This window comes from Alkalihalophilus lindianensis (genome assembly GCF_032843265.1).
Taxonomy (GTDB): Bacteria; Bacillota; Bacilli; order Bacillales; family Bacillaceae_D; genus Alkalihalophilus; species Alkalihalophilus lindianensis.
Map to the genome: position 1 here is coordinate 30683 of NZ_JAWJBA010000007.1, position 26629 is coordinate 57311.

At 40.2% G+C, this 26629-nt stretch carries 22 protein-coding genes, 1 pseudogene and 1 riboswitch; of the genes and pseudogenes, 19 read left to right on the forward strand and 4 right to left on the reverse strand.

Translation table 11 applies throughout. The features are described from left to right. The first annotated feature begins 203 nt into the window (after positions 1-203). From RYX56_RS17575 to RYX56_RS17585, 3 genes and pseudogenes are all read left to right on the forward strand, one after another. Complete coding sequence (locus RYX56_RS17575; RefSeq protein WP_317123351.1) at positions 204-3017, forward strand: 5'-nucleotidase C-terminal domain-containing protein; 2814 nt, start codon at positions 204-206, stop codon at positions 3015-3017. Positions 3018-3123: 106 nt separating this feature from the next. Further along, positions 3124-3732 (forward strand): DUF3298 and DUF4163 domain-containing protein, encoded by a 609-nt coding sequence (locus tag RYX56_RS17580; RefSeq protein WP_317123352.1) that lies wholly within the window; start codon positions 3124-3126, stop codon positions 3730-3732. 109 nt (positions 3733-3841) lie between these two features. Then, positions 3842-5255 (forward strand): annotated as a pseudogene (locus RYX56_RS17585) (NAD-dependent succinate-semialdehyde dehydrogenase). 85 nt (positions 5256-5340) lie between these two features. On the opposite strand, the gene RYX56_RS17590 reads toward RYX56_RS17585, so the two are convergent. Beyond that, positions 5341-5781, reverse strand: a complete 441-nt coding sequence (locus RYX56_RS17590) for a Dps family protein (protein WP_317123353.1) — start codon at positions 5779-5781, stop codon at positions 5341-5343. A 91-nt stretch (positions 5782-5872) separates the two neighbouring features. Beyond that, positions 5873-6556, reverse strand: coding sequence for a B3/B4 domain-containing protein (locus RYX56_RS17595; RefSeq protein WP_317123354.1), 684 nt, complete (start codon positions 6554-6556; stop codon positions 5873-5875). 74 nt (positions 6557-6630) lie between these two features. On the opposite strand from RYX56_RS17595, the gene queG reads away from it, so the two are divergent. The 6 genes from queG to RYX56_RS17625 all read left to right on the forward strand — a co-directional run bounded on the left by queG (position 6631) and on the right by RYX56_RS17625 (position 11297). Next, entirely contained in the window at positions 6631-7809 is a 1179-nt protein-coding gene (gene queG, locus RYX56_RS17600) for a tRNA epoxyqueuosine(34) reductase QueG (RefSeq protein WP_317123355.1), read from the forward strand. 48 nt (positions 7810-7857) lie between these two features. Then, positions 7858-8388: a methylated-DNA--[protein]-cysteine S-methyltransferase gene (locus tag RYX56_RS17605; protein WP_317123356.1), complete on the forward strand. Its 531-nt coding sequence runs from the start codon at positions 7858-7860 to the stop codon at positions 8386-8388. A gap of 110 nt (positions 8389-8498) precedes the next feature. Next, positions 8499-9431, forward strand: a complete 933-nt coding sequence (locus tag RYX56_RS17610; protein WP_317123357.1) for an amidase domain-containing protein — start codon at positions 8499-8501, stop codon at positions 9429-9431. A 144-nt stretch (positions 9432-9575) separates the two neighbouring features. After that, entirely contained in the window at positions 9576-10049 is a 474-nt protein-coding gene (gene trmL, locus RYX56_RS17615) for a tRNA (uridine(34)/cytosine(34)/5-carboxymethylaminomethyluridine(34)-2'-O)-methyltransferase TrmL (RefSeq protein WP_317123358.1), read from the forward strand. A gap of 313 nt (positions 10050-10362) precedes the next feature. After that, positions 10363-10668, forward strand: a complete 306-nt coding sequence (locus tag RYX56_RS17620; RefSeq protein ID WP_047972836.1) for an antibiotic biosynthesis monooxygenase family protein — start codon at positions 10363-10365, stop codon at positions 10666-10668. 71 nt (positions 10669-10739) lie between these two features. Continuing rightward, positions 10740-11297 (forward strand): YufK family protein, encoded by a 558-nt coding sequence (locus tag RYX56_RS17625; protein WP_317123359.1) that lies wholly within the window; start codon positions 10740-10742, stop codon positions 11295-11297. A 39-nt stretch (positions 11298-11336) separates the two neighbouring features. Here the strand turns inward: RYX56_RS17625 and RYX56_RS17630 are convergent, their stop codons facing one another. After that, positions 11337-13196, reverse strand: a complete 1860-nt coding sequence (locus tag RYX56_RS17630; protein WP_317123360.1) for a transglycosylase domain-containing protein — start codon at positions 13194-13196, stop codon at positions 11337-11339. Positions 13197-13377: 181 nt separating this feature from the next. Here RYX56_RS17630 and RYX56_RS17635 point away from each other — a divergent pair, with 181 nt between their 5' ends. From RYX56_RS17635 to RYX56_RS17665, 7 genes are all read left to right on the forward strand, one after another. Then, positions 13378-15273, forward strand: a complete 1896-nt coding sequence (locus RYX56_RS17635; protein WP_047974129.1) for a PrkA family serine protein kinase — start codon at positions 13378-13380, stop codon at positions 15271-15273. Between the two features lie 305 nt (positions 15274-15578). Further along, complete coding sequence (gene yhbH / locus RYX56_RS17640) at positions 15579-16754, forward strand: sporulation protein YhbH (RefSeq protein WP_317123361.1); 1176 nt, start codon at positions 15579-15581, stop codon at positions 16752-16754. A gap of 157 nt (positions 16755-16911) precedes the next feature. Continuing rightward, a complete protein-coding gene (locus tag RYX56_RS17645; protein ID WP_317123362.1) occupies positions 16912-17910 on the forward strand; it encodes an ABC transporter substrate-binding protein in 999 nt (332 codons plus the stop codon). A 1-nt stretch (position 17911) separates the two neighbouring features. After that, on the forward strand, positions 17912-19894 hold the full coding sequence (fhuB, locus tag RYX56_RS17650; RefSeq protein ID WP_317123363.1) for a Fe(3+)-hydroxamate ABC transporter permease FhuB: 1983 nt from the start codon (positions 17912-17914) through the stop codon (positions 19892-19894). Positions 19895-19921: 27 nt separating this feature from the next. Further along, a complete protein-coding gene (locus RYX56_RS17655) occupies positions 19922-20764 on the forward strand; it encodes an ABC transporter ATP-binding protein (RefSeq protein WP_317123364.1) in 843 nt (280 codons plus the stop codon). After that, positions 20739-21467 (forward strand): IucA/IucC family C-terminal-domain containing protein, encoded by a 729-nt coding sequence (locus RYX56_RS17660; protein WP_317123365.1) that lies wholly within the window; start codon positions 20739-20741, stop codon positions 21465-21467. Before RYX56_RS17655 ends, RYX56_RS17660 begins: the two co-directional genes overlap by 26 nt. Positions 21468-21575: 108 nt before the next feature. Then, positions 21576-22028 carry a GNAT family N-acetyltransferase gene (locus tag RYX56_RS17665; RefSeq protein ID WP_317123366.1) on the forward strand — a complete coding sequence of 151 codons (453 nt, stop codon included), beginning with the start codon at positions 21576-21578 and terminating at the stop codon, positions 22026-22028. A 12-nt stretch (positions 22029-22040) separates the two neighbouring features. Here RYX56_RS17665 and RYX56_RS17670 read toward each other — a convergent pair whose 3' ends face one another. After that, entirely contained in the window at positions 22041-23243 is a 1203-nt protein-coding gene (locus RYX56_RS17670) for a DUF418 domain-containing protein (RefSeq protein WP_317123367.1), read from the reverse strand. 166 nt (positions 23244-23409) lie between these two features. Between RYX56_RS17670 and nfsA the strand changes: the two genes are divergently transcribed. From nfsA to RYX56_RS17685, 3 genes are all read left to right on the forward strand, one after another. Next, entirely contained in the window at positions 23410-24168 is a 759-nt protein-coding gene (gene nfsA / locus RYX56_RS17675) for an oxygen-insensitive NADPH nitroreductase (RefSeq protein ID WP_317123368.1), read from the forward strand. A 95-nt stretch (positions 24169-24263) separates the two neighbouring features. Beyond that, a riboswitch (SAM riboswitch) is annotated at positions 24264-24366 on the forward strand. An 86-nt stretch (positions 24367-24452) separates the two neighbouring features. Further along, positions 24453-25631 carry a pyridoxal phosphate-dependent aminotransferase gene (locus RYX56_RS17680; RefSeq protein WP_317123369.1) on the forward strand — a complete coding sequence of 393 codons (1179 nt, stop codon included), beginning with the start codon at positions 24453-24455 and terminating at the stop codon, positions 25629-25631. 71 nt (positions 25632-25702) lie between these two features. Next, positions 25703-26599 (forward strand): manganese catalase family protein, encoded by an 897-nt coding sequence (locus RYX56_RS17685; RefSeq protein WP_317123370.1) that lies wholly within the window; start codon positions 25703-25705, stop codon positions 26597-26599. Positions 26600-26629 lie beyond the last annotated feature (30 nt).

A 26629-nucleotide genomic window follows, 5' to 3' on the forward strand; every position in this document is an offset into this window, starting at 1 on the left:
CGTAGTGCAAAAGTTTGGTGAATTGACGCTGAAATTTGTAATTGTAAGTTAATTTAGGCTATACCAAATTAACAAAAATGAATGCTAGACTTATAATGAATGGTAAAAAGTGTCGAATAAAGGCATGTTTGGAATGTCGATTAAGGTTTCAAAGGAGGTTGGGGCATTGCCATTCATACTACAATTTAATGGAGGGTAAATTAATGAGCACATTCAATTCAGTTCATTGGAAAAAGTGGATGGCTGCTATATTTTGTCTAGTTCTGCTAACAATTCCTTTTTCGTTTAATCAAACTCAAGCTGAGCAATCAGATACTAATTTTGTAGATTTACAGATTCTTTATACAAATGATATTCATGCAAGTATTGATGGTTTTGGAAAAGCTGCAGCTTATATCAAAGAACAACGTCAAGATGCGGAGCATTCTTTGTATTTAGATGCAGGTGATATCTTTAGTGGAAATCCTGTAGTGGACTTAAATTATGGAAAGCCGATTATTGACATTTTGAATCTTGCAGGTCTTGATGCCATGACGATTGGTAATCATGAATTTGATTATGGTCAAGAAGTATTTGCAGAGCGTATGAGTGAGTCTAATTTCCCTTGGCTTGCAGCAAATATGGACGTATTTGATTCTGGTATTCCTATTGAGCAACCTAAACCATATGAGATCTTAGATGTAAACGGAGTAGCTGTTGCGGTCTTTACCTTAACTCAAGCACCGCCGTCAACAGCTCCTGCTGGAATCGTTGGGATTGATTTTGATCCTAATTACGCAGCTGTGGCAAAGTATTATCAAGAGGAACTTGAAGCTAAAGCTGACATTATTGTCGCTTTAACTCATATCGGAAACGCTGATGATCGTCGCCTAGCAGAGGAAGTAGATTACTTTGATGTGATTATTGGTGGGCACAGTCATACTCTCCTTAACTCTCCAGTTGTAGTGAATGGTACACCTATTGTTCAAACGAATGGTAACCTTAATTTTATTGGGAATTTAACTCTTCAACTTGATACTGAAACAGAAAAAGTCGTTTTAACAGAAGGTTTTCTTCAAAATGTGAGTCAATTAACAAATGTTGATGAAGAGGTTCAAGCGATTATTGATGAATACAATGACGAAATGGATGAGCTTTTAGGGGAAGTCATTGGACGTTCAGATACAGGATTATCAAGAGATGGTCGTTATGAGCATGATGCTCCTCTTGGGAACTTCTGGACTGATGCTATGAGTTCATATGCAAATACAGATTTTGCAATCACAAACAATGGCGGGATTCGAGATAGTATTTCCGCTGGTGAAATCACAGTTGGTGATATTTATGCGATTGAGCCATTTGCAAATGAAATTATGGTCTATGAAATGACAGGACATGCGATTAAAGAAGTGCTAGCATTCTCTTATTCTCGTGGAGATCGCAATCAAATTGACTTACAAGTCTCTGGTTTAGAGTATGAGATTGTCGCAGGTCCTGTTGGAAATCTATTAGATGTTAAGCTAACAAAAGATGGACAAGCTCTTGATTTGGATGAGCGTTACACAATTGCTGTTCCTGACTATATTGGAACAGGCGGTTCTGGTTATGAGTTTGAAGGAACGATCCTTAATGCTTTAGTGGGTCAAATGACTTCAGCTATGATTGAGTATGCAAAAGAACTGACGGCTAATGAAGAAGCTATTAATTATAAGCGAGAAGGCCGTATTAAGATTACGATCGATCCAAGTGGTCCCATGCCTGGTGAGGTTATTGGAGCAACAGAAAATGGTCTTTTCTCAACCAATAAGAAGCTTGCTGATGTTGGAATGGGAAATCTTTATACAGATGCCATTCGTAACAAGGCAAATGCTGATATTGCCTTATTAAATGGTTCTTCAGTAACTGGTGAAATTCCAGCGGGTTACATTACAGATAAGCAAATTGAAGCCCTTGATCGTTTTGCTAATGAAGTAGTGGTGGTTGAAACAACGGGTGCTAAAATGAAGGAAGTCATCCTTTCTCAATCTAGTTACCACCGCGGCGTAGATTTGCAAGCGTCGGGTCTTCATTATCAATTAATTCCAGCTGAAGATGGTTCTAGCATGCAAGATGTTTTATTGTTTGATGAAGATGGGATAGAGCTTGATCTTGATGCGACTTACACGGTTGCTTACAACGATTATATGCATGGTCAAAGCTTTTACCGTTTAAATGAATCGACTCTTTCTCAATCAGAGGGAACCGTTTGGGAAGCAACGGTGGAATACATTAAGAAACAAGAAGAGTCAATTGATTATACAGAAGGTACGCGTATATCTATTGAAGGGGTAGACCTTCCGGATGGAGACCGCTTTGTAACGGTTGCTGAAGCTATTTCGACTAATACAGGGATAGCTACTGTACGTGGTTATATTGTAGGTTCAATTAATTCTAGTCAAGTGGTGTTAGGAGACGGTACACACGCTCCTTCTAATCTATTATTAGCAGATGACCCAAATGAGACTGATCGCGCAAAGATGTTACCTGTACAATTACCGAGTGGGAACGCGGTTCGAACAGGATTAAACTTAGTTTCTCATCCTGGTCATGTAGGCAAATATGTATCGATTACAGGTTCTCTTGAAACTTATTTCAGTACACCAGGTATGAGAGATCCTTCTGCTTTCACTTTTGAAGAAGAAGCAGTAGAGGAGCCTGGGGATGAAGAAGAGTATCCAGAAGAATCTTTATCCGTTACTGACGCTTTAAGTCAAGCTGAAGGAGAAGTCAAAGTAACAGGGTATGTGGTAGGGAATGCTCGTTCTAAAAACCATGTTGCCCTAGCACCGAACTTCTATGATGATTTAAGTGTTTTAATTGCAGATGATCCGAACGAAACAAATACTCAAAACATGATGATCATTCAACTCTCACCACAAGATCGTAAGGCATTTGGGCTCGTATCAAATCCTTCCCTCCACGGTGAGCAAGTAACAGTAGAGGGTGAACGTGATCAGTTTAAAGGCTTTGAAGCCGTTAAACATCCAGCGTTTAATTAATTTCTAATTAGAGAACATTGCCGTGCGCAATGTTCTTTTTGCTGTTTGACTTGAAGCTAGTGAGTGATGCATAGACATTAAGTATAAGAAAAGGGAGGGGAATCATGTGAATACATCGATATTGCCTGTAGATATTGTTACCCACCATTTGATCAAGCCAAGGTTAGATGTATATTATCCACGACTTGCAGGTTTAGTCGATCATACGGTTGAACGAAAACTAAATGAACGAATTCATCAGCAAGTTGAAACGATGATTAAAAAGCAGGGCTTTTATGAAAATCCTGAAACCGAAATTACAGGAGGATTCGAAATTAAAACCAATGAGCGCAACATTGTGAGCTTAACAAATAGTCACTACTCTTATTCTGGTGGTGCTCATGGACTTATTATTTTACGTTCACTAACCATGAATATTCAAACTGGGAAGGTTTATCGCTTAAAGGAGCTGTTTAACCCAGGTGCTCCCTATGTAGAGCGATTGAATAATATCATTCGAGAACAAATTAAAAAGCGTGATCTTCCCCTCTTAACCCCCTTTAAAGGCATCGCGCCATATCAATATTTTTATCTAGCTGATAAAGCGTTAGTTATTTATTTTCAATTGTATGATCTCTTACCTTACGCATTCGGGATTCCTTATTTTGTGATCCCAGTCTATGAGATTCAAGATATTATCGATGAAGACGGTCCATTAGGGCAGATGATCTATTAAGAATATTCCCCTCTTTTTTAAGCTGCCGGTTTAAAGCGTTTTGTGAAAAGGAACAGCAAGAGTATATGTCGAATACTAACTTGGTGAAGAAAAAAGAGGGGATTATTTTATGAAAATGTTAATTGGTGGTTCGTTGGTGGGGGAAGAACTAGACGTAATTGAGGTCACGGATCCGGCCACTGGCGATCAAGTAGGTACGGCCCCCAAATGGTGGGGAGAAGGAAGCGAAAAAAGCTGTGGATGCTGCTTATAAAGCTTTTAAAACGTGGTCTAAGAAAACAGCAAACGAACGCAGTAAAGTGCTTATGAATTGGTTCAGTAAAATTGAAGAGGCAACGGAAGAGCTAGCTGAGATGATGACAAAAGAACAAGGAAAGCCTTTAAAAGAAGCTAGAGGTGAAATTGGCTATGCTAATTCATTTATTGAATGGTATGCAGAGGAAGGCAAGCGAATCTACGGTGAAACGATTCCTGCTTCAGCAGAGAATAAACGAATCTTTGTTCAACGCCAAGCAGTAGGGGTGGTAGCAGCTATTACGCCTTGGAACTTTCCAGCAGCTATGATAACAAGAAAAGTAGCTCCAGCTCTTGCTGCAGGCTGTACGGTTGTTGTGAAACCAGCTGAACAAACTCCTTTAACGGCACTTCGTTTAGGAGAATTGGCTGTGGCAGCTGGAGTACCAGAAGGTGTTATTAATATTGTCACGGGAGATGCAAAAGCGATTGCTGGTGTTTGGCAAGATGATTCTCGTGTACGGAAATTAACGTTCACAGGGTCCACTGAAGTAGGTAAAATTCTAATGGAAGGTGCTTCTAAGACAATGAAGAAAATCTCATTGGAATTGGGAGGTCAAGCACCATTCATCGTCATGGATGATGCGAACCTCGATTCAGCTGTTTCTCATTTCGTTGCTTCGAAGTACCGCAATGCAGGGCAAACATGCGTATGTGCTAATCGAATTTATGTACATGAAGATGTTGTTGATCAGTTTGTGGAAAAAGCGAAGGAAGCTGTTTCTGAACTTAAAGTCGGTAATGGGCTTGAAGAAGGTGTCGATCTCGGTCCGTTGATTGATGAAGATGCCGTTCAAAAGGTACGTGAGCATATTAAAGATGCCAAAGAAAAAGGAGCAGAAGTTGTGTTTGGAGGAGAAGAGGCAGAGGGTCAGTTCTTTGGTCCAACTGTATTACGAGGGGTCACTGAAGAGATGAAGTGCATGAGGGAAGAGACATTTGGTCCTCTTGCTCCAATTTCGACTTTCAAAACGGAAGAGGACGTCATCCAACGGGCGAACGGTACTCCATTTGGATTAGCGGCTTATTTGTTCACACGAGATATCGGAAAGGCTGTGCGCTTAAGTGAAGAGCTGGAATTCGGTATTGTTGGGATTAATGACGGCTTACCATCTGTTCCACAAGCGCCATTTGGGGGCTTTAAAGAGAGTGGATTAGGACGTGAAGGTGGTCATCATGGAATGGATGAATTCTTAGAGGTGAAATACATTTCACTTGCTTTTGAATAAGAGAGAAGGGTGCTCAGATGAAGAGCACCCTTTTTGTTGAAGAAAAAAAACGAGTTTGAGGGATTCCTCAAACTCGTTAGACATCTTATTTTAAGAATGAACGTAACATCCAGTTGTGTTTTTCAAGTGATTGGTGAATCGCAAGTAACATATCAGCTGTTGTTTCATCTCCAAGAGAATCAGCAGCATCCATACCTTCTTTTAATTCATCAATTAACCTAGTGAAATCTTGAGATAAATCGCTGACCATTTCTTCAGCTGAAAGACCAGACTTTGCTTCTTCAATAGAAGATATCTCTAAAAACTCTTTCATTGTCGCAACTGGGTGACCTTTAAGAGCTAATAATCTCTCTGCTAACTCATCAATATACGTAGAAGACTCGTTGTAGAGCTCCTCAAATTTTGTGTGTAATGTAAAGAATTGTGGACCTTTTACATACCAGTGATAGTTATGTAGTTTTACAAAAAGAACACTCCAGTTGGCAATTTGTTTGTTTAGAATAACTGAAACTTTATCTTGACTCATAATGTAACATCGTCCTCTCTTTGTATAGTCTCTTTATACATACCCATAATACCGTGCTACTAAACATAAGAACAAGGATTTTTTCCAATGTTTAGGAATTTAACGAATTGATCACAGATGCTTGCAGGACTTCTCCACCGTGAACTTGAGTAAACATTAAGGCTACTGCTTGAACAAGTTGTTCAGCTTCTGCGACCTCCATTGAAGGCTTTAAATAGATCAGTTGTATAGCTGAAGTGGTGAGCTCTGAAACACTTGTTCTTTTCGAGTCGACAATCGGGCTACCAAAAGGACCGAGTTGATCTGTCGTAATCAATTTTCCTTTCATATCATTGTATCGACCATTCATACCTTCGTAGCCATCACCTTCTTGACCGAGTTTTACCGAAAGGTCCCCCTTCAACTTAGTTCGATCATAGATGCCAAACGGTACTTGATATTGAAGGGAAAAGAAAGTGTTAAGGTCAACAGCTGATTGAAGGGAGGGCAGGAAATTGCCTTTTTTTATTCGACGTAAAAGAGCTTCATGAGAAGGACGATACTTAGAAGGGTCGATCTTTAATGTCTTGAAAGCCTCTCTCCACTCTTTGACTCCGTGAAATTCAGTTAGTTCTTTTTCATCTAATTCCATTTGTAATATTTCTTGAAAAAATTGTAAACGCCCTTTTAACATTTGAGGTGAATCACTAATCACGATAGAATGGTATGATATAAGGCCAAGCTTAAACGTAGGGATCACGGAAGTTATGCTTGGATCAATTTGAACTGTTAACATAGGACTACCTCCACCAATAGTTTTGTACGTATTGTAGCATAAAGGTGGAATTGGTAGAAGAAAGGTGATGGGGCATGATACTCGCCCAATTAAAAGAAGAACTAATTGCATATAGTAAGACTATCGGAGTTGATAAAATCGGTTTCACGACCGCCGATCCTTTTTTGACTTTAAAAGACCGGCTTCTTACTCAACAAGAGCTAGGCTATCAATCTGGTTTTGAAGAGCCTGATATAGAAAAACGGGTATACCCTAATCGAAATTTAGAAGAGGCTAGGACGATTATTTCGATTGCACTAGCTTATCCTTCAAAGATGAAAGGTGCTCCCAAAAATACGAAAGAGGAGCGTAGAGGCATATTCTGTCGGGCTTCTTGGGGTCAAGATTATCATGATGTATTGCGAGATCGCTTAAAAAAGATTGAGCAATTTTTACAAGATAAGATTCCGGATGCAAAAACAATATCGATGGTTGATACAGGTGCTCTTTCTGATCGAGAAGTTGCTAGTAGAGCAGGTATTGGGTGGAGTGGGAAAAATTGTGCCATTATTACACCTGAGTTTGGCAGCTATGTATACTTAGGTGAGGTCGTTACTACAATTCCCTTTGAAGCTGATATACCGCTAACGGATCAATGTGGCACATGTAATAAATGTGTCGATGCTTGCCCGACTGATGCACTCGTTCAAGGAGGGCAATTAAACTCTCAAGCTTGTATCGCTTATTTAACACAAACAAAGGGATTTCTTCCTGAACAATATAGAGAAAAACTGGGTAACCGTTTGTATGGATGTGATACATGTCAGCAGGTATGTCCTGAAAATAAGGGGAAAGACTTTCATCACCACCCTGAAATGGAAGCTGACCCAGAGATAGCAAAACCCCTTCTTAAGCCGTTTCTAACGATTAGTAATCGTGAGTTTAAAGAGAAGTTTGGTCACGTCTCGGGCTCTTGGAGAGGAAAAAAACCAATTCAACGAAATGCGATCATTGCATTAGCACACTTTAAAGATGAATCAGCATTGCCGATTTTAGCAGATCTTTTGAAAAATGACCCTCGTCCGGTCATTCGTGGAACGGCTGCATGGGCAATTGGAAAGATTAGTCGAAACAGCACGAATAGCTGTAAGGAAGAGGAAAATAGGCTTGTATTAGCGAAAGAGCGCGAAAAAGACGATGCAGTGCTCTGTGAAATCGAAAAAGCGTTAAATATGATTGAAAATGAAAATCGGATGATTGGTAAAAATACCTAATTATAAGGTAAGATGATGAAAACTGGACAATTGGAAGGAAGGGCTAACATGGCAACGCAATCAAGGCTTTTTGTTAATGAAATGGATAGTCCACTTGGTACGCTTACAATCGTTGCAACAGACCGTGGCGTTTGTCATATTCACTTCGGTGAGCTTAATACGTGTACGGCAGCTCTTAAGGCTAGGTTACGAAAGCAAGGTATCACAGGCGAATTAGTTCAATGTGAAGACACTCTGAAAACAGTGTGTGAACAATTACAGGATTATTTTAATGGAGAAAGAGTAGATTTTGATGTTCCTCTTGACCTTGCTGGCACTCCTTTTCAACAGAAGGTTTGGGGTGCTTTAAAAGAGATTCAATATGGTGAAACACGTTCTTATAAACAAGTAGCTGAATTAATTGGAGCCCCGAAAGCGGTTCGTGCTATTGGTGGAGCCAATAATCAGAACCCGGTACCGATTATCGTTCCATGCCACCGTGTGATTGGAAGTAACGGTGCAATGGTCGGCTATGGTGGAGGATTAGATAAAAAAGAATTGTTACTGAGTCTCGAGGGAGCAATGGAGAAAATTTCTTAATAGATAAAATGAAGCCTCTTTATTAAGGGGCTTTTTGTTTTGGAGTGGAATGAAGTACAAGTGTTGCATCATAAAATGAAGCAGGTAAGAAGTGTGGGCGAGGTGAGCATATGGAGAAACGCTTGGTTCAACCGATCCATGAGTTGATTGAGAGAAAAAACGAGAGATATGTCCAGCTTGCACATTATAATGAGGAGCGAGACCAAGACCAAACTTCAATCATTGAAAGCGATGAAGATTATGTCAGTTGGGTCCGTGGACATGATTCACTAAAAAAGCGTGGAGGCGAGATCATTCGTTCAAAAGCTTCGGGAACGATTTTACGTAAACAACTAATCGGCGATAAAGAAATCGTCGATTATGTGGTGAAATATGAGCAATTTATCAAGATTAAAAAGAAAATCCATTCAACTGAAATGGTTGAGGAGCGTCGTGCCATTTTCGAAGAAGGAGTTTTGAAAGAGGATAAGGAGAGGAAAGTTAAAAGACAAACTAAGGAGGAGAAAGTAGAGTCTTCGCCATTGACGTTTTTAGACACGAGAGAGCTAGCAGGGCATCGCTCTAAATATAATCGACTAGAGGCAGTAAAATACGCCGAGCGTTGGTGGAATGATTATAATCCCGCTTATAAGAAGTTCAAGGATAACTGTACCAATTACATCTCTCAATGCCTTAGAGCAGGAGGTGCCCCAATGACTGGAGGGGGGAATCGGGCAAGTGGATGGTGGCTGCAAAAGAATAATTGGAGCTACAGTTGGTCAGTGGCGCATTCTTTTCGCTGGTATTTAAGCGGAGCCAAAACGGGCTTAAAAGGAGTAGAGCGCGAACGTGCTCGTGACCTCGTAGTTGGAGATGTGATTTGTTATGATTTTAATGGGGACGGCAGATGGCAGCATACTACCATTGTGGTGGCTAAAGATGGTAACGGGGAACCATTAGTAAATGCGCAAACAACGAATAGTCGGATGCGTTACTGGGCTTATGAGGATTCAACAGCATGGACGCCTAACATCAAATATAAATTTTTTCATATTGTAGTGTAGTTGAATAAGTCGAACCGTCTGTCTTCTGGCAGGCGGTTTGTTGTTTGATCATAGAGACGTAAGTGGTATACTATGAGTTATGTAAAAATGGTTAATTGAAAGTCGTTAACTGAAAATGAAAATGTAGAAATAGAGGTGTGCCATTTGGGTTTACATATTGTTCTTTACCAGCCTGAGATTCCAGCAAACACCGGAAACATCGCTAGAACTTGTGCAGGTACAAATACTTCCTTACATTTAATTCGACCACTTGGATTTTCAACAGATGATAAAATGCTAAAACGAGCTGGGTGTGACTACTGGCCAAGTGTTGATATTCATTATTATGATTCACTTGAAGAGTTATTTGAGACATATAAGGACGGCGAATTTTATTTTATAGAAACGGTCGGCACAAAGAATTTTAGTGAATTTGATTATTCGAATGATGAGAAAGATCATTTCTTTGTATTTGGACGTGAGACGACAGGCATTCCTCAAGACATTATTGACCGTAATCTTGAGCGTTGCTTCAGGATTCCTCAGACTGACAAAGTACGTTCGTTAAATGTCTCAAACACAGCTGCAATTGTTATCTATGAAGCGATTCGTCAACAAGGCTTTAAAGGATTATCGTAAAATGAAAAATCGACCATACTTCAAGAGTACGGTCGATTTTTGTTAGTTCTTATGTGGATTGTCTTCGTAGCCAGCTGCAAAAATTGCCGCTAAAAACGCTACACAGACACCAAGGATTAGGATTGTACCCATGATTATTCCTCCTTGTGAGTCAACATTAGTTTCTATTATAAAGCAAGTTGTTGGATAATGAAATAAAAGCAAGGCAAAATGTTTGTCAAGCTTATGACGCTCATGTTTTTTTTCGTTTGGCTTGCAACGCACAATGAAACCGTTATACTAAAAGGGAGCGAATGACAAAGGAGGAATTTCGATGTATGTTGTAATGAACGAATTACATGTTCCAAAACAAGCCAAAGACCATCTTTCCAGCCGTTTTGGCAATGCTGCTGAGAACATGAAGAAAGTTCCAGGGTGTCTAGAATTTATGTTTCTAGGAAATGAAGATGAAGATGGAAAGCAAGTGGTCTTCACTAAGTGGGAAACAAAAGAACATTACGAAGAATGGTTACATAGTGATGCCTTTAAGAATGCACATAAAGAAAAGCGTGAATCAAAGGAAAAAGGGCCGACAACAGGAAACGAATTAAATGCCTACACGGTCATTCATCAATCCTAAGCAGCAGGCTAACCTGCTGTTTTTTCTTTTTTGAATCGTTTGTTTATAAAGAGATAGGAGACGTATGTTAGATGTCTAACCGTTATATTACTAGTCATTTCCCTCTAATATCCATCTTGATATTTAGTTTAACGTTTGCTTTGTACACTCAGTCTTTCATTTTAACTCAACTTGTTGAGCTCGGTGTGTATGAGGGGATGCGGGAGTTTTTCTCTGAGAGCGGTATTAAATTAACGCTATTATTTTTATTAATGTTATTCTTTTTTATGGTGTTCTCAGCACTGAAGCTTATTGCAGATACAACTGTAGAATTATCAATGCTCTTTTTCTCGCGAGATGAAGAAGGGATTGAGCTAAATAAAATTAGAATTGGCTCTACAATCTTTATGGCATTCAGTATCGCCTCCGTTGCCCTTACTCATGATATCTTATACTTAATCGCGATCTTTGTGGCTGCTTGTTTTATTTATTTTATCTACTTTGTTTACAGAGTGAGTGATTCTCTTTCAGTGCTGGGCTTAATTGGTCTGATCTTTTTTCACGTTATTTTTTGGAGTACATTTTTAATAGCTGTTACGTATGCATTAGTTAAGCTTTATAACAGTTTTATCGCGAGTCTACCAATCTAAAAAAGGACAGTGTGCAGTATTATGCAGCTGTCCTTTTTCTTAGTTGCTCATGATATCTTGCCAAATGGTAAGATGTGGAGAATGGCTGTAGATGGAAGAGAGAGATTCCCATCGGTCTTTCCCGACCCATACCCCTGTTGTGTATTGATCATTCATCCCTACAAACCACATATCAATGTAATCATTAGTCGTTCCTGTTTTCCCTCCAACATAGCTTGATGAAATACTTGCACGCTTCCCTGTTCCACTTTTTACAACTTCAGCTAATAATGTTCTCATTTTTTCCGTAGTATGAGCACTCCAAAGCTCGTGCTCGATCTGCTCCCAACTATAAAGAATATCACCCTCGCTGTTTTTAATAGCACGGATACCATGAGCAGGAGAATAGAGTCCATTTCGAGCAAAGGGAGTATATGAACGTGTCAGTTCGAGCGGAGACATACCATGCTCAAAGCCGCCTAAGGCGGACGGTAATGTTTGATCCTCTATTACTACTTTTTCAAATTCAAACAAATCAAGATAAGAAAAAGCCTTCTCTATTCCTACTCGATCTAGAATACGAACAGCAGGTGTATTGTAGGAATGCTTGAATGCGGTTGTCATATTCACATTCCCGTATTGAGCTCCTCCGAAATTTTTTGGACAATAACCACTATGACAAAAGTTATCTGCATTAATGGAGCTTTGCAGTGGGACGTCATGTTCCTCTATGTAAGGTGCATATACAAGAATGGGTTTAATAGCTGAACCTGGTTGGCGATACATTTGGAAACCCCGGTGGAAGTCAAATTTCTGATACTCTTTTCCTGCAGTCATGGCCACAAGTTCATTTCGTAAATGATCAATAATGACTGCAGAAGATTGCACATCACTTTGAGGTAAGCGATGTTGAATGACTTGATTTGCTTTAATATGCATCGAAGGTTCAAGCGCTGTTTCAATGTGGATGCCTTGCTGCAAGAGGATGTTCACTCGTACATTTAATTCTTGCTCTATAGCTTCTCTTTGTTCTTCTGAGCCAGCTTTGTTTAAACGCTTATCAAAACCTTCTTGATGGGCGATTAATTCTTTTAGTTCGTGATGGATGTAGGTTACATAATCAGGGAATTGATCAATTTTTTCACGCGGACTCACAGTCACCTTTTCGGCTATTGCCACCTCGGCTTCTGCGCTAGTAATGACTTCTGCCTCTACCATCTTTTCTAAGATCCATTCTTTTCTTAAGTTTGTATTCTCACTATTTTTGATTGGGTCATAGTGGGTCGGATTGTTGGGTACTGCGCTTAAGAAAGCAATTTCAGCAAGGGTGAGTTCTGAGCTTGGTTGATTGAAATAAAATTGACTTGCAGCCTCAAATCCATAGACACCATTCATAAAATAGATGGTATTTAAATAGAGTTCAATAATTTCTTCTTTTGTATATTGTTTTTCAATTTCATGAGCATATAAGAGCTCGCTTAACTTGCGGTTGTAATTTTGCTGATGGCTTAAAAAGACATTTCTAGCAAGTTGCTGAGTTACTGTACTGGCGCCTTCTTCAATATCATTGCTTTTGGCGTTTATGACGATTGCACGAATAATGGCAGTAGCATCGTATCCCTTATGATCAAAAAACCGACGATCTTCAGTTGCGATAAAAGCATCAATGACTTGTTGAGGAATTTTTTCATATGTTACATACTCTCGGTTACCCTCGTTATAAATCTCTGAAATAACCGAGCCATTTCGATCATACATATAACTATTCGCAGGTAAATGGATCTCATCGATCGCAACATGCTCCTCGAATACTTCACTTAGTGTTTGAATATCCTTAATTTCTGCAGTGGCTTCTACAAATAAAAAAGAAAAACCAGTAAACAGCAGGATGATAAGGAACCAACCTAAAAATGTTTTCATCTTTTTACACTCTTTTCCTATTAATCAATCATGATTGTACCATGACTGTGAGTAGTTTGGTGATGAATTGAGCGAGTTGACTGGGAAAAACGTCAATTTTTGAAATGGGATGCATGTTCACTTGGGCCTGTGCATAAAGTGTATTAATCTCTCTTGACCACGAGGATGGGGGTAAATAATAATGGATATCTTAAAAAAGATTGAAAATTTCAGAGAAGAAGAAGAGCGGTTGAAATGGGAAGGAACCTTTGCTGATTACTTAGAATTACTAAAAGAAAAACCGTATGTTGCACAAACGGCACACTCCCGCGTTTATCATATGATTAAAGATGCTGGTGTGGAAGAAGAAAACGGCGGAAAAAAATATTCGTTTTTTAGTGATCAAATCTATGGTCTTGAAGAGTCAATTGAAAAGTTAGTAGAAGAGTATTTTCACTCGGCAGCAAAAAGGCTCGATGTTCGTAAGCGGATCTTGCTGTTAATGGGTCCTGTAAGTGGTGGTAAATCGACTCTTGTCACGATGTTAAAAAGAGGGCTTGAGCAGTATTCGCGTACAGATACAGGGGCGGTTTATGCGATAAAAGGATGCCCGATGCATGAAGATCCACTGCATTTAATTCCACAACATTTACGTGCTGATTTCTTTGACGAGTATGGTGTGAAGATAGAGGGGAATCTATCACCTTTAAATATGATGAGGTTAGAACAAGAGTATGGTGGCCGGATTGAAGATGTAATGGTAGAGAGAATTTTCTTCTCAGAGGATAAGCGAACAGGAATTGGAACCTTCAGCCCTTCAGATCCGAAATCACAAGATATTGCCGATTTAACTGGAAGTATCGACTTTTCGACGATTGCTGAGTATGGGTCTGAGTCTGATCCAAGGGCCTATCGTTTTGACGGAGAGTTGAATAAAGCGAACCGAGGAATGATGGAGTTTCAAGAGATGTTGAAATGTGATGAGAAATTCCTATGGCATTTACTTTCACTCACTCAAGAGGGGAATTTCAAAGCTGGAAGATTTGCTTTGATATCAGCCGATGAGCTCATCGTTGCTCATACAAATGAATCGGAGTATAGATCATTTATTTCCAATAAGAAAAACGAAGCCCTTCACTCCAGAATTATCGTGATGAAGATTCCGTATAACTTAAAAGTGAGTGAGGAAGAGAGAATCTATAAGAAAATGATTTCAGATAGTGATCTTTCACATGTTCATATCGCTCCACATGCCCTAAAGGTTGCTGCGATCTTCACGATTTTAACTCGTTTAAAAGACCCTAAGAAACAAGGTGTCGACCACGTGAAGAAGATGCGTTTATATGATGGAGAAAGTGTAGAAGGCTTTAATTCTCAGGACCTAGAAGAATTGAAACAAGAGCATCCAGATGAGGGAATGAGTGGAATTGACCCACGTTATGTTATTAATCGAATTTCATCTGCGATTATTAGAAAACAATTAACATCGATCAATGCGCTTGATGTGTTGCGTTCTATTAAAGAGGGACTTAATCAGCATGCATCGATTTCACAAGAAGACCGTGAGCGTTACATGGACTTTATTGCTGTTGCGAGAAAAGAGTATGACAAGATTGCGAAGAAGGAAGTTCAAAAAGCCTTTGTCTACTCTTATGATGAGTCTGCGAAAACATTAATGGACAATTATCTAGATAATGTAGAAGCATACTGCAACAAAAATAAATTACGCGACCCATTAACGGGTGAAGAAATGACGCCAGATGAGAAGTTAATGCGTTCGATTGAGGAGCAAATTGGCATTTCAGAGAATGCGAAAAAAGCATTCCGTGAAGAAATTCTTATCCGCATTTCAGCTTATGCTCGTAAAGGGAAAAAATTTGATTACAACTCGCATGAGCGTTTACGCGAAGCGATTCAGAAGAAGCTATTTGCTGACTTGAAGGATATTGTGAAGATCACCACATCTGTGAAAACACCAGATGAATCACAGCTCAAGAAAGTAAATGAGGTTATTGCCCGCTTAATTGATGAACACGGTTATAACTCTACTTCGGCTAATGAACTGTTACGTTATGTAGGAAGCTTGTTGAATCGCTAATAGCCATGTCATCATCTCTAATGTGAGATGATGACATTTTCTTTTATACGTGGTCATTTCGTTAAGAACATTAATAGAATGGCATAAGTTTTTTTGCTTGTACAAGATAATTTGTCAGAATTTATTAGCAACTCTTATCCCTGTCTGCATAGGATATTATAAGCCCCTATCTAATTGATTGTTAAATAAAGGGGACGATTCGAGATCAGTATATGTTGAATTGGAAAATATGTGACACATTCCGTTGATGAAATCGGTTTTGATTTTGCATAAAAAGGATGGAGTATACAAGGAGGGGAAATGGTGTGAAAGATCCTAATAAACATAACTTTGTCGTGTCTCAAGAGAATTGGTCCCTCCATCGAAAGGGACATCAAGATCAAAGACGTCATCAAGAGAAGGTACAAGAAGCGATTAAGAAAAACCTTCCTGATTTAGTGAGTGAAGAAAACATTGTTATGTCTAATGGACGTGAAGTAATTCGAATTCCAATTCGTTCATTAGATGAGTACAAAATACGCTATAACTATGATAAAAATAAGCATGTTGGTCAAGGGAAGGGTGATAGTAAAGTAGGCGATGTTGTAGCTCGCGATCCGAATGCCCAAAAGCAACAGCAGGGTCCTGGAAAGGGTCAAGGTGCTGGTGAAGATGCCGGAGAGGATTACTTTGAAGCTGAAGTGTCGATTATGGAGCTACAAGAGATGCTATTTAAAGAACTAGAGCTGCCCAACCTACAGAAGAAGGAAGATGCAGAAATTATTGTAGAGGATATTTCCTTTAACGATATTCGTAAAAAAGGATTAATGGGTAATGTTGATAAGCGGCGAACGATCTTATCAGCCATTAAACGAAATGCTCTAGAAGGTAGACCAGGTCTTATTCCGATTTATAATGATGATTTACGTTTTAAAACATGGACCGAGACGATTAGACCAGAATCGAAAGCTGTCGTACTTGCGATGATGGATACAAGTGGTAGTATGGGGCGCTGGGAAAAGTATATGGCACGCAGCTTCTTTTTCTGGATGACCCGGTTCTTGCGTACAAAATACGAAACGGTTGATATTGAATTTATCGCCCATCATACAGAAGCGAAAGTAGTGTCAGAAGAGGATTTCTTCTCAAAAGGAGAGAGCGGGGGGACGATCTGCTCATCTGCCTATCGCAAAGCACTTGAGATTATTAATGCGAAGTATGATCCTAAGCGCTATAACATCTATCCGTTTCATTTCTCAGATGGTGATAACTTAACGAGTGATAATGCTAGATGCTTAAAATTAGTCCAGGAATTAATGGAGAAGAGCAGTATGTTTGGCTACGGAGAAGTCAATCAATACAGCCGTCACTCCACTTTAATGAGTGCGTATAAGAACATTGATGACCGACGCTTCCGCCATCACATTTTAAAGGAAAAAGGCGATGTTTATCACGCGATGAAAACCTTCTTTAAGAAAGAGGAAGAAGGGGCTATGACGTAATGTTGAGCCATCCAGTATAAGTGCTGGATGGTTTTTAAGTGTGTAATAATGATAATTTATCTCAATTATCTATTGATCCTTTTTACTAATCGGAGTATACTTACAGTGTTAATGATAATCATTATCATAATATACATAGAGTACGGGGGAATAAACAATGAAAAGCATAATTCGTTTAGTAGCACTCGTTCTTCTAATGGCAGTACTTACAGCTTGTGGGGGCAATGATACAGTCGAAGAGGAACAAGAAACAGAGTCTACCGAGGAAACAGAAAGTACAGATGTAATTACAGTTGAGGATGCGTTTGGTCCGAAAAACTTTGAAGAGGCACCTATAAAAGTGGTTGCCCTAGAATGGACGTATGTTGAAGATTTACTAGCTTTAGGTGTTCAGCCCGTTGGAGTAGCAGATATTGAAGGTTATAACACTTGGGTCGATATTGATGAAGAGTTGGATGAGGAAGTCGTAGATGTAGGTACACGTCAAGAACCTAATCTTGAAATGATCGCAGAGCTTGATCCAGATCTAATTATTACAGCTGGCTTCAGGCATGAGGCGATTCAAGAGGAGCTAGAGTTTATCGCACCGACATTGTTTTTCGATCCATACCCTACTGACGAATCGGTCAGTCAATATGATGAAATGGAAGAAACATTCCGCTCGATTGCAAAAGTAGTTCAAAAGGAAGAGGAGGCAGAAAGCGTTCTTAGTGAGCTTGATGCTAAATATGAAGAAGCAAGAGCAGACATTGAAGCTGCTAACTTAGAAACAAATGAGTTTGTCCTTACGCAAGCATTTAGTGCAAATCAAGCACCTACACTCCGCTTGTTTACACCAAATGCAATGGCGACGAAGATTTTTGAGGAAGTTGGCTTAGAGAATGTCTATGATTCTGGTCAATTTGAAATGTATGGCTATGCTGAAGTTAATGTAGAAGCCTTACCAGCGGTTGAAGATGCTAACTTCTTCTATGTTGTACAAGATGATGATAATGTGTTTAAAAATCAACTTCAATCAAATAGTGTGTGGCAAAATCTAAACTTTGTTCAAAATGATCAGCTGTACCCATTAGGTGGCGATTCTTGGTTATTTGGAGGTCCACTATCAGCAATGACGCTTGTTGACCGTATTGTTGAAGTAGTGGATGAAGAGTAGCATGTTAGATTCAACAACTAGACGGAAGTCCATTCTCCTTTTTGGAGGGGGCTTCCTTCTCCTATTTTTATTTAGCCTCCTTCATCTTAGTCAAGGGCAGGCAGGTTATTCGATTATGACGCTATTAACCGAGGTGTGGAGTGTTGGACGTGTGCAAGATGTAGTAGTTGGACTTCGTCTTCCTCGTGTAGTAATTGGGATTTTAGCGGGAGGTGCATTGGCTGTTGCGGGCGTATTGTTGCAAACGATTACGAAAAATCCGCTTGCATCAGCGAGTACGCTCGGGATGAATGCTGGAGCGCATTTATTTGTTATCGGTTCGATTGTCTTTTTTCCAGGTACGCTTGGTAGCTATCCTTTTCTTGTCGCTTTTCTAGGAGCAGCTACAGCAGCCATTTTAGTGATGATGTTAGTTGGGAAGGCAATGGAGCCAGTGCGCGTTGCTCTAACTGGTATGGTAGTAGCATTGTTGTTCTCTTCCGTTACGGGCAGCTTGCAACTAATCTTTGAAAATGAGACAAATGGATTGTTTTTATGGGGAGCGGGTACACTTGTCCAGCTAGATTGGTCAGGAGTACAATTTGCCATTGGTTTAATATTGTTAGGTGTGATCGTTGCTCTATTAAATGCAAGAAGCCTGGATGTGCTCACATTGGGAGAGGATGTTGCCACATCGTTAGGACAACCTGTTGCACGGGTAAAGGGTCTTGCTTGGGTCAGTGCGATTTTACTTGCTGCAACAACGGTCAGTGTTGTTGGCCCTATAGGTTTTGTTGGTCTCATTGCTCCTCATCTTGTTCGAATGATGGGGATAAAAGGACACCGAGCAATCTTGCTTCATTCTTTTCTATGGGGTGCGATTCTATTAATTGTTGCTGATATTCTGGCAAGATGGATTCAACCCGGACAAGAAATTCCAGTTGGGGCGATGACCGCTTTAATTGGGGGGCCGTGGTTAATGTATTTGGCATATAAAACTGGGAGAAAGCATTCCCGAAGACAAACAAAATTAGGCGGAAATGTTGTTGCTGCTCCCTTTTCATTATTAGTAGCTGGAAGTGTCGCCTTAGCTCTAGGGGTCTTTTTACTTTCTGTTTCATACGGGGCTGGCTCATTTTTTAGTTTACAAGACTGGATGGATAAAGCTTATTTATCACCGTTTGTCTGGCAGTTTAGAGTACCGCGTATTATCACTGCTTTTGTGGTCGGAATGTTACTGGCGATGTGTGGGGTTTTACTACAAGGAGTGCTGCGAAATCCTTTAGCAGATCCTACGGTATTGGGTATTACCTCTGGTGGTGGTGCCGGTGCAATGGTCTTTCTTGTTTTATTTCCAGCAGCATCGATACAATTTCTCCCATTCGCTGCAATGATCGGTGCTACACTATCAATTGCCATTATATTGCTCGTCACGTGGAGGTCAAATTGGGAGCCAATTCTCTTAGCCTTAATGGGGGTGGCCGTCTCAGCCGTTGGAGCAGCCATTATTCAAATTATGGTTGTTAAAGCGAAGATGGGTGTAGCGCCTGCTCTAGCTTGGTTAGCAGGTTCTACGTACGCAAAAAGCTGGTCAGAACTGCAAATTGTCTTTTTAATGGCTTGCATTACGATTCCGCTTGGATGGCTACTTGTTAGAAAGCTAGATTTATTAGCCTTTGGTGATGATGTTTCAACTGGGCTTGGTATGAATGTTGGAAAGACGAGGATTATGGCTATCGGCTTAGGGGTAGCGATGGGAGCTGCGAGTGTTTCAGTTGTCGGTACCATTGGTTTTATTGGCCTTTTAGCTCCTCATGCTGTGCGTAGGCTTGTTGGGGTGGAGCATCGGCGCTTAATTCCGTTATCGCTACTTCTTGGAGGAATTCTGTTAGTAGCGGCTGACTTGGTAGGAAGATTTATTTTAGCACCAAAAGAAATTCCAGCAGGTCTTGTTGTAGCAGTACTTGGAACCCCCTATATCTTATATTTACTAAGAAAAACATAATCGTTAGAAGATGGGAGTGTGGCTTAGATGAAGAAAGAGGCAATCGTTGCAAATGAATTAACGTTAGGCTATGACGAAAAAGTGGTGATTGATCAATTAGATCTAGAAATTCCTACTGGAGAAATCACGGTATTTATTGGGGGGAATGGATGCGGGAAATCCACTTTACTTCGCTCATTAGCCAGACTTTTAAAACCCCAAGCAGGATCCATTATCCTTGAAGGAAAATCAATTCATAAGCAATCGACAAAAGACATAGCCAAACAGCTAGCTATCCTCCCACAAGGACCTGAGGCACCAGAGGGTTTAACGGTTATGCAGTTAGTCAAGCAAGGAAGATTCCCTTATCAAGGGTTGTTTTCACAGTGGTCAGAAAAGGATGAAGAAAAGGTCCAGTATGCACTAAAAGCCACTCATTTAACAGAGTTTGCAGACCGGCCTGTTGATTCCTTATCAGGAGGGCAGCGTCAACGTGCTTGGATCGCGATGACGCTTGCTCAAGATACAGATATCATATTATTAGATGAACCGACTACGTACCTAGATATGACTCATCAGATTGAAATTTTAGATTTGTTATTTGAACTAAATGAGACCCAAAACCGGACGATTGTGATGGTGTTACATGATCTAAACTTAGCCTGCCGTTACGCCCATCATATTATTGCGATTCAAGATCAAGGAATCTATGCCCAAGGGAGACCGGAGGAAGTGATTTCATGTGAATTAGTCCGAGAAGTGTTTAAAATGGAGTGCCAAGTGACGGCCGATCCCTTATTTGGCACACCTTTATGTATCCCGCATGGTAGAGGAAGATGTATTGTCAAACAGGAGGTTGATTCGTTTGGTCCATACAAAGCTCTTAGCTGATGAAGTTAGTGCCCTTCAATCGACTCGTCTGACGGTAGATTTAAACCAAACACATCCTTTATCGTGTGCCGTTCGCAAGTTATTTGATGAGGAATTTCTTATTCATTACTTAGAAAGTGTAAGAAAAGAAGTAAATGCTCCTGACTTACTAGTCGCTGCCTCCATGTTTTCAAAGCGATACAGTCTCATCATCACTTTACCGGCCCTTTTAATGATGACGGTGTACAATAAGCGTTTAGCATGGAGCAAAGATGATTTGCATCTTTCGGATTCAGCTTCTGAGCAATGGTGGCTACCTTCTATCCATATCGCTCAACTAAACTATGAAGAAATAAAGAAGGGTGAGGAAGGTTCTAGACAAATTGAGACGTTATTTACTCAGTTATTTGCTGAACATCTTACTCCTTTATGGCAACTTCTTCATAAGCAAACAGGTATTCCAACTGCTACTCTATGGGAGAATGCATTTGCGTATATAAAGTGGTTCTATCACACCGTTCTGCCTGAAAAAGCAGATCCGACTCGTGTGCAAGAAGATTTTCAATGGATAGGTCAAGCGAGCGGAGACTTGTTCGGGTTGAGAAAGAATCCTTTTGCGCCCTTTTATCAGGAGCAGAAACAAGAGGGAAGGCTAACCTGCTGTTTTGCTTATAAATGTTCAGCAGACAAGGTAATGTGTACGTCTTGTCCAAAAATGAAGTAAGGCATCCAAAGAAATTGGATGTCTTATTTTTTTTCAAAAGTAGGAAACCTTACGTTTTAAATCGAATAAGAGAAAGAAGAGTCCGAATAAACCGAGGGAGAGCTTTTGATGAGAATAAATCATTATTTCGATTTAAGCGAAGACATGGCTTTGAAATTAATAGACTTACAGCAGCAAGCCTATCAAGTGGAAGCGGCTCTCATAAACTATTCGAAACTACCTCCGCTAGTAGAGACAACCAAAGACCTTTTAGTTGATTCCCTAAAGTGGTATGTTGCTACGAATGGCCATGATGTAATGGGAGCTGTAGCAATTGATATGAAGGCAGGTTATTGGGAGCTAAATAAAGTGATTGTCTCCCCCAATTTTTTTAGGAAAGGGATTGGCAGAAGACTCATACAAGAAGTAAAAGAGAGAGCTCAGGCACCTATTTTTGTAACGACGGCTAGTCACAATCTTCCTGCTGTAAACTTATACAAAAGTGAAGGGTTTCAACCTTTTAAAAATGAACGGACAATCGAAGGGTTAGTGCTTGAGACCTTTATCTATAAGAAAAGCTGAGGAGTGTAGCCCTCAGCTTTTTAATCGGGATTCTCGTTTTAATTTTGGGATTTCTAAGTACGTACCAGCACGCCAGAACCACTCAAACGGTCCCATTTTAAAGTGTGTAATCCACCATTTACTAAACAGAATTTGTAACAAGAAGAACACAATCGCAAGGATAGCTCCTACAAAATAACCAAGGCTGTTAAAAAGTCCAAATCCGTATCCATAGAAAAGGGTCGTAAAAACGATGGACTGCATCAAGTAGTTCGTAAGTGACAAACGACCTACCATAGCAAAAGGCTGTAACCATTTTCTCGCTGTAGGGTTCGTGGCAAGTAGGGCAATGCTCGTTGCATAGAACATCGCAACAAGGGGTCCACCAATCGTCATATGGAGCATCTCATATTGATAGGAATCTCCGATAAATGCATGAGGGATTTTAGCCGGAAATCCTACAAGAAGAGTAATCAACCAAACCTTTTTCAATAGTGGACGGTGAGTATCAATGTTAAGAAGCCATTTCTTTCTTGCGACAAAAGCACCCAATAAGAACATACCAATGACGGCAATCATCGCACTTAGGATAACAAGGATTTGACCGTATCCTCCTAGACCAAACATATCCTCCGTTAACCTGAACTGAACAACTTCAGCATAACTTCCTGAGGTGAGCACTTCCTTTTCAATAACTGAGTAGGAAGCTAATGAATCTTCCACAACAAGGGTCGATTCATCTTCTGGCATGCCTATGCTAGTGGCCATCAACAAAAGAAGGATTAATGACCAAACCAAAAGCCCCTTCTCCTTTAGACGTAAGAAAAAGTAGAGGAGCATGCCTCCAAGCGCATAGGTCAATAAGATATCGCCATCCCAAATAAAAAGATAATGTAAGAATCCAACGGCTAGTAAAATACCCATTCTTCTGAAATAGACGGTGCCAAAGCGAAGCTCTCGTTGTTCGAGTCTTTCTTTCAGGAGAGCCATACCATAACCAAATAAGAAGGAGAATAATGTATAAAAGCTAGCTGTTGCCAAAAATAAGATGGCGCTCTCAGTAATCCGGTCAATCGTACCGAGTGGGTAATAATCATGTAGACTAGGAATCAAAAAAAGACCGTATTGAAAATGAAGACTATTAGCTAATAGAATTCCTAGCAATGCGAGGCCACGCATCATATCAAGAGAGGCAATTCGTTCGTTATCTTGGATCGAAGTTGCTCGTGTGGTCATGAGGTTTTCTCCTTTTCTAATAAGCTGAAGTTGAAGTGAATAGTTTCATTGTAAAATATTTCTAATGAGCGAACAAGGGGTTCGTTCATTAAAAGTACTGAGCCTTCTTCTTTTGATGATCGGCCCTTTTCATGTAAACTAATGAATAAATACTAGTAAAGGGTTGATGATGATGCAAAATGATTCAATACGGTTACTTCAAAGCCATCGCTCTATCCGATCATTTACAAATGAAAAGGTGAGCCAAGAGCAAATCGAGAATATTGTAGAATCAGGTAGATGGGCACCAACCTCTCATCATGTTCAAGCGTATAGTATCGTTGTGATTCAAGACCAAAAGAAAAAAGACAAGCTAGCAGAGTTAGTCGGAAATCAAGCATATGTTGCACAATGTCCTGTCTTCTTTGTCATTTGTGCAGATTTTAGTCGCTTGAAAAAAGCAAGTGAGCTTCATCAGAAAAGTTTTGAAGTTAGTGGAATTGAGCAAGTTCTTGTTGGTGCTGTGGACGCGGCGCTTGTTGCTGAAAATATGTTAGTGGCTGCAAGGTCCTATGAACTCGGTGGAGTGATGATTGGTGGCATTCGTAACCTGCCAGATGAAGTAAGTGAGTTACTTTCTCTACCAGATTATACGTTCCCGGTGATGGGGTTATGTGTAGGACAGCCTAATCAAGATCCTACCCAAAAGCCAAGATTACCTGAAGCGGCTTCTGTGCATTATGAAACGTATAACCATGAGCAAATTGATGCAGCCCTAGAAAAATATGATCAAGAAATGAAACGTTACTACACAGATCGAACAAGCGGAAAACGTGTGACTACATGGAGTGAAATGATGTCAGCGCATTTTTCAACACCAAAGCGAGCTCATCTAGATACATTTTTAAAGAAGCAAGGATTTTTATATTCTAGCAACAAAGATTGACAAATCGTTAACAATTCTGTAAACTCTCATTCATAAAGAGTAATTACATAATGTGTAGCGCTTTCATAGGGCGTTAGACAAAAATGAATAATCATCACTTATCAAGAGAGACCGAGGGAACAGGCCCGACGACGTCCAGCAACCGCCATTTGGAAAGGTGCTCCTTCCTGCAGAATCTTGTATTCTGAGAGATAAGCGAATTGTCTTATTCGGACAAGAGCCTTTTTCAGAATTTGAAAAGGGCTCTTTTTTTATTGAGAGATAGAATGATAGAGGTGAGAGAGATGAAAACGTTTGAACAATCTGAGGCAATGAAACGATTGCCCAGTCAATTTTTCGCGAAGCTAGTGAAAAAAGTAAATGAAATTAGTAGTAAGCATGATGATGTGATTAATCTAGGACAAGGCAATCCGGACCAGCCAACACCTACTCACATTGTTGATAAATTAAAAGAAGCGGCCGAAAATCCTGTTCATCATAAATATGCACCATTTGCGGGTCACTCCTTTTTAAAGGAAGCGGTTGCCGACTATTATTACAGAGAGTACGGGGTAGAAATTGATCCTGCGAATGAAGTTGCTGTACTCGGCGGGGCCAAAACAGGGCTTATTGAATTAAGCCAGTGCTTGTTGAATCCAGAAGATCTGGCTCTTGTTCCTGATCCAGGTTATCCAGATTATTGGTCAGGCGTAGAGTTAAGTGGGGCAAGCATGCATATGATGCCTTTATTAGAAGAATTGGGCTTCCACCCAGATTTCTCAAAGCTTAGCGAGGATACATTAAAGAAAGCAAAATTGATGTTCTTGAATTATCCAAATAACCCAACAGGAGCTGTTGCGACGCCGACGCTCTTTCAAGATGCCATTGAAATTGGACAAAGACATGATATTTGTATTGTTCACGATTTTGCCTACGGCGCCATTGGTTTTGATGGAGTAAAGCCTCTGAGTTTCTTGCAGTTAAAAGGGGCAAAAGATGTCGGTGTAGAAGTAATGACTTTATCTAAGTCTTACAATATGGCAGGGTGGCGTGTGGGCTTTGTTGTTGGAAACAAAAGCGTCGTTCGCGCGATTGAACAGCTACAAGATCATCTTTTCTGCAGTATATTTGGTGGGATTCAAGAGGCGGCTGCTCATGCATTGCTTTCTGATCAACAATGTGTGACTGATCTTGTTGCTACCTATGAATCACGTCGTAAGGCATTAGTAGAGGCAGCACTCAAAGCAGGTTGGGAAGTGGAAGCACCACGTGGGTCTTTCTTTGCTTGGTTCCCTGTTCCAAAAAACTATACATCTGAAGAATTTGCGGACATTTTATTAAATGAAGCAAGGGTCGTTGTAGCGCCAGGTATTGGATTTGGAGAGTACGGAGAAGGTTTTGTACGGATTGGACTGCTGGCGGATGAAGCGACATTAACTGAAGCGATGGAGCGAATCGGTGCTCTTCATCTGTTTTCTAAATAAAAGGTTATAAGACAAACAACCTCTCTCATACATGATAGAGAGTTACTATATGTGGGGTAGGAGGGGTTGTTTTGTTTACTCGCTATAATCGCTTAGCTATTGAACTACCAAAGCCTAAAGCTCCTGATGCTAATGCAGCAGCCGCTGTTCAAGAATTACTCGGTGGGAAATACGGAGAAATGTCGACATTGAATAATTATTTGTTTCAGTCGTTTAACTTCAGGAATAAGAAAAAGTTAAAACCTTTTTTTGACTTGGTGGCAAGTATTACAGCAGAAGAATTGGGCCATGTAGAGCTTGTTTCCAATACGATTAACTTAATGATTGAAGGGACAACTTTCCCAGGTGGCCCGGATATTGCCCCAATGAGAGCAGCTACCGATAAAAGGAACACCTATCATTTTATTTCCACAGCACAAACTTCCTTTCCGATGGATTCAATGGGGGCACCTTGGCGAGGAGACTATGTGTTTAATAGTGGGAACTTAATTCTGGATCTCTTGCATAATTTCTTCTTAGAGTGCGGAGCGAGAACACACAAGATGCGCGTGTACGAAATGACGAGTAACCCGGTAGCTCGTGAGATGATTGGGTATTTGCTTGTTCGCGGAGGGGTACATGTTATGGCTTATGCAAAGGCAATTGAGATTGCTACAGGAGTAGATATAACGAAGATGCTTCCAATTCCAAATTTAGATAATGCGGCATTCGAAACTACCCGTAAATTTGAAGCAGAAGGTCTTCATCGTAAATTATATACATGGAGTGCAACTGATTACCGAGATATTGACAAGATCTGGAAAGGAGACCATCCCTTACAAGGAGGCCAGTTAGAAGTAATAGTTGGTGCACCTGCTGGAGCGCCGATGCCTGATTTAGAAGAGATTCCAGAAGAATTTGCACCTGGTATTTCACAAGAAGATTTTGATGAAATTGTTAAACGTTTGCAACGGTCTGCAGGAATTTAATCTAACGGGCGCACAGTTTAAAGGAAACTG

Bases quoted from the DNA above. Each gene is read 5' to 3' on its own strand.
- RYX56_RS17575 (WP_317123351.1), top strand. From the start codon at position 204: ATGAGCACATTCAATTCAGTTCATTGGAAAAAGTGGATGGCTGCTATA.
- RYX56_RS17590 (WP_317123353.1), bottom strand. From the start codon at position 5,781: ATGAGTCAAGATAAAGTTTCAGTTATTCTAAACAAACAAATTGCCAAC.
- RYX56_RS17595 (WP_317123354.1), bottom strand. From the start codon at position 6,556: ATGTTAACAGTTCAAATTGATCCAAGCATAACTTCCGTGATCCCTACG.
- queG (WP_317123355.1), top strand. From the start codon at position 6,631: ATGATACTCGCCCAATTAAAAGAAGAACTAATTGCATATAGTAAGACT.
- RYX56_RS17605 (WP_317123356.1), top strand. From the start codon at position 7,858: ATGGCAACGCAATCAAGGCTTTTTGTTAATGAAATGGATAGTCCACTT.
- RYX56_RS17610 (WP_317123357.1), top strand. From the start codon at position 8,499: ATGGAGAAACGCTTGGTTCAACCGATCCATGAGTTGATTGAGAGAAAA.
- RYX56_RS17620 (WP_047972836.1), top strand. From the start codon at position 10,363: ATGTATGTTGTAATGAACGAATTACATGTTCCAAAACAAGCCAAAGAC.
- RYX56_RS17625 (WP_317123359.1), top strand. From the start codon at position 10,740: ATGTCTAACCGTTATATTACTAGTCATTTCCCTCTAATATCCATCTTG.
- RYX56_RS17630 (WP_317123360.1), bottom strand. From the start codon at position 13,196: ATGAAAACATTTTTAGGTTGGTTCCTTATCATCCTGCTGTTTACTGGT.
- RYX56_RS17635 (WP_047974129.1), top strand. From the start codon at position 13,378: ATGGATATCTTAAAAAAGATTGAAAATTTCAGAGAAGAAGAAGAGCGG.
- RYX56_RS17645 (WP_317123362.1), top strand. From the start codon at position 16,912: ATGAAAAGCATAATTCGTTTAGTAGCACTCGTTCTTCTAATGGCAGTA.
- fhuB (WP_317123363.1), top strand. From the start codon at position 17,912: ATGTTAGATTCAACAACTAGACGGAAGTCCATTCTCCTTTTTGGAGGG.
- RYX56_RS17655 (WP_317123364.1), top strand. From the start codon at position 19,922: ATGAAGAAAGAGGCAATCGTTGCAAATGAATTAACGTTAGGCTATGAC.
- RYX56_RS17665 (WP_317123366.1), top strand. From the start codon at position 21,576: ATGAGAATAAATCATTATTTCGATTTAAGCGAAGACATGGCTTTGAAA.
- RYX56_RS17670 (WP_317123367.1), bottom strand. From the start codon at position 23,243: ATGACCACACGAGCAACTTCGATCCAAGATAACGAACGAATTGCCTCT.
- nfsA (WP_317123368.1), top strand. From the start codon at position 23,410: ATGATGATGCAAAATGATTCAATACGGTTACTTCAAAGCCATCGCTCT.
- RYX56_RS17680 (WP_317123369.1), top strand. From the start codon at position 24,453: ATGAAAACGTTTGAACAATCTGAGGCAATGAAACGATTGCCCAGTCAA.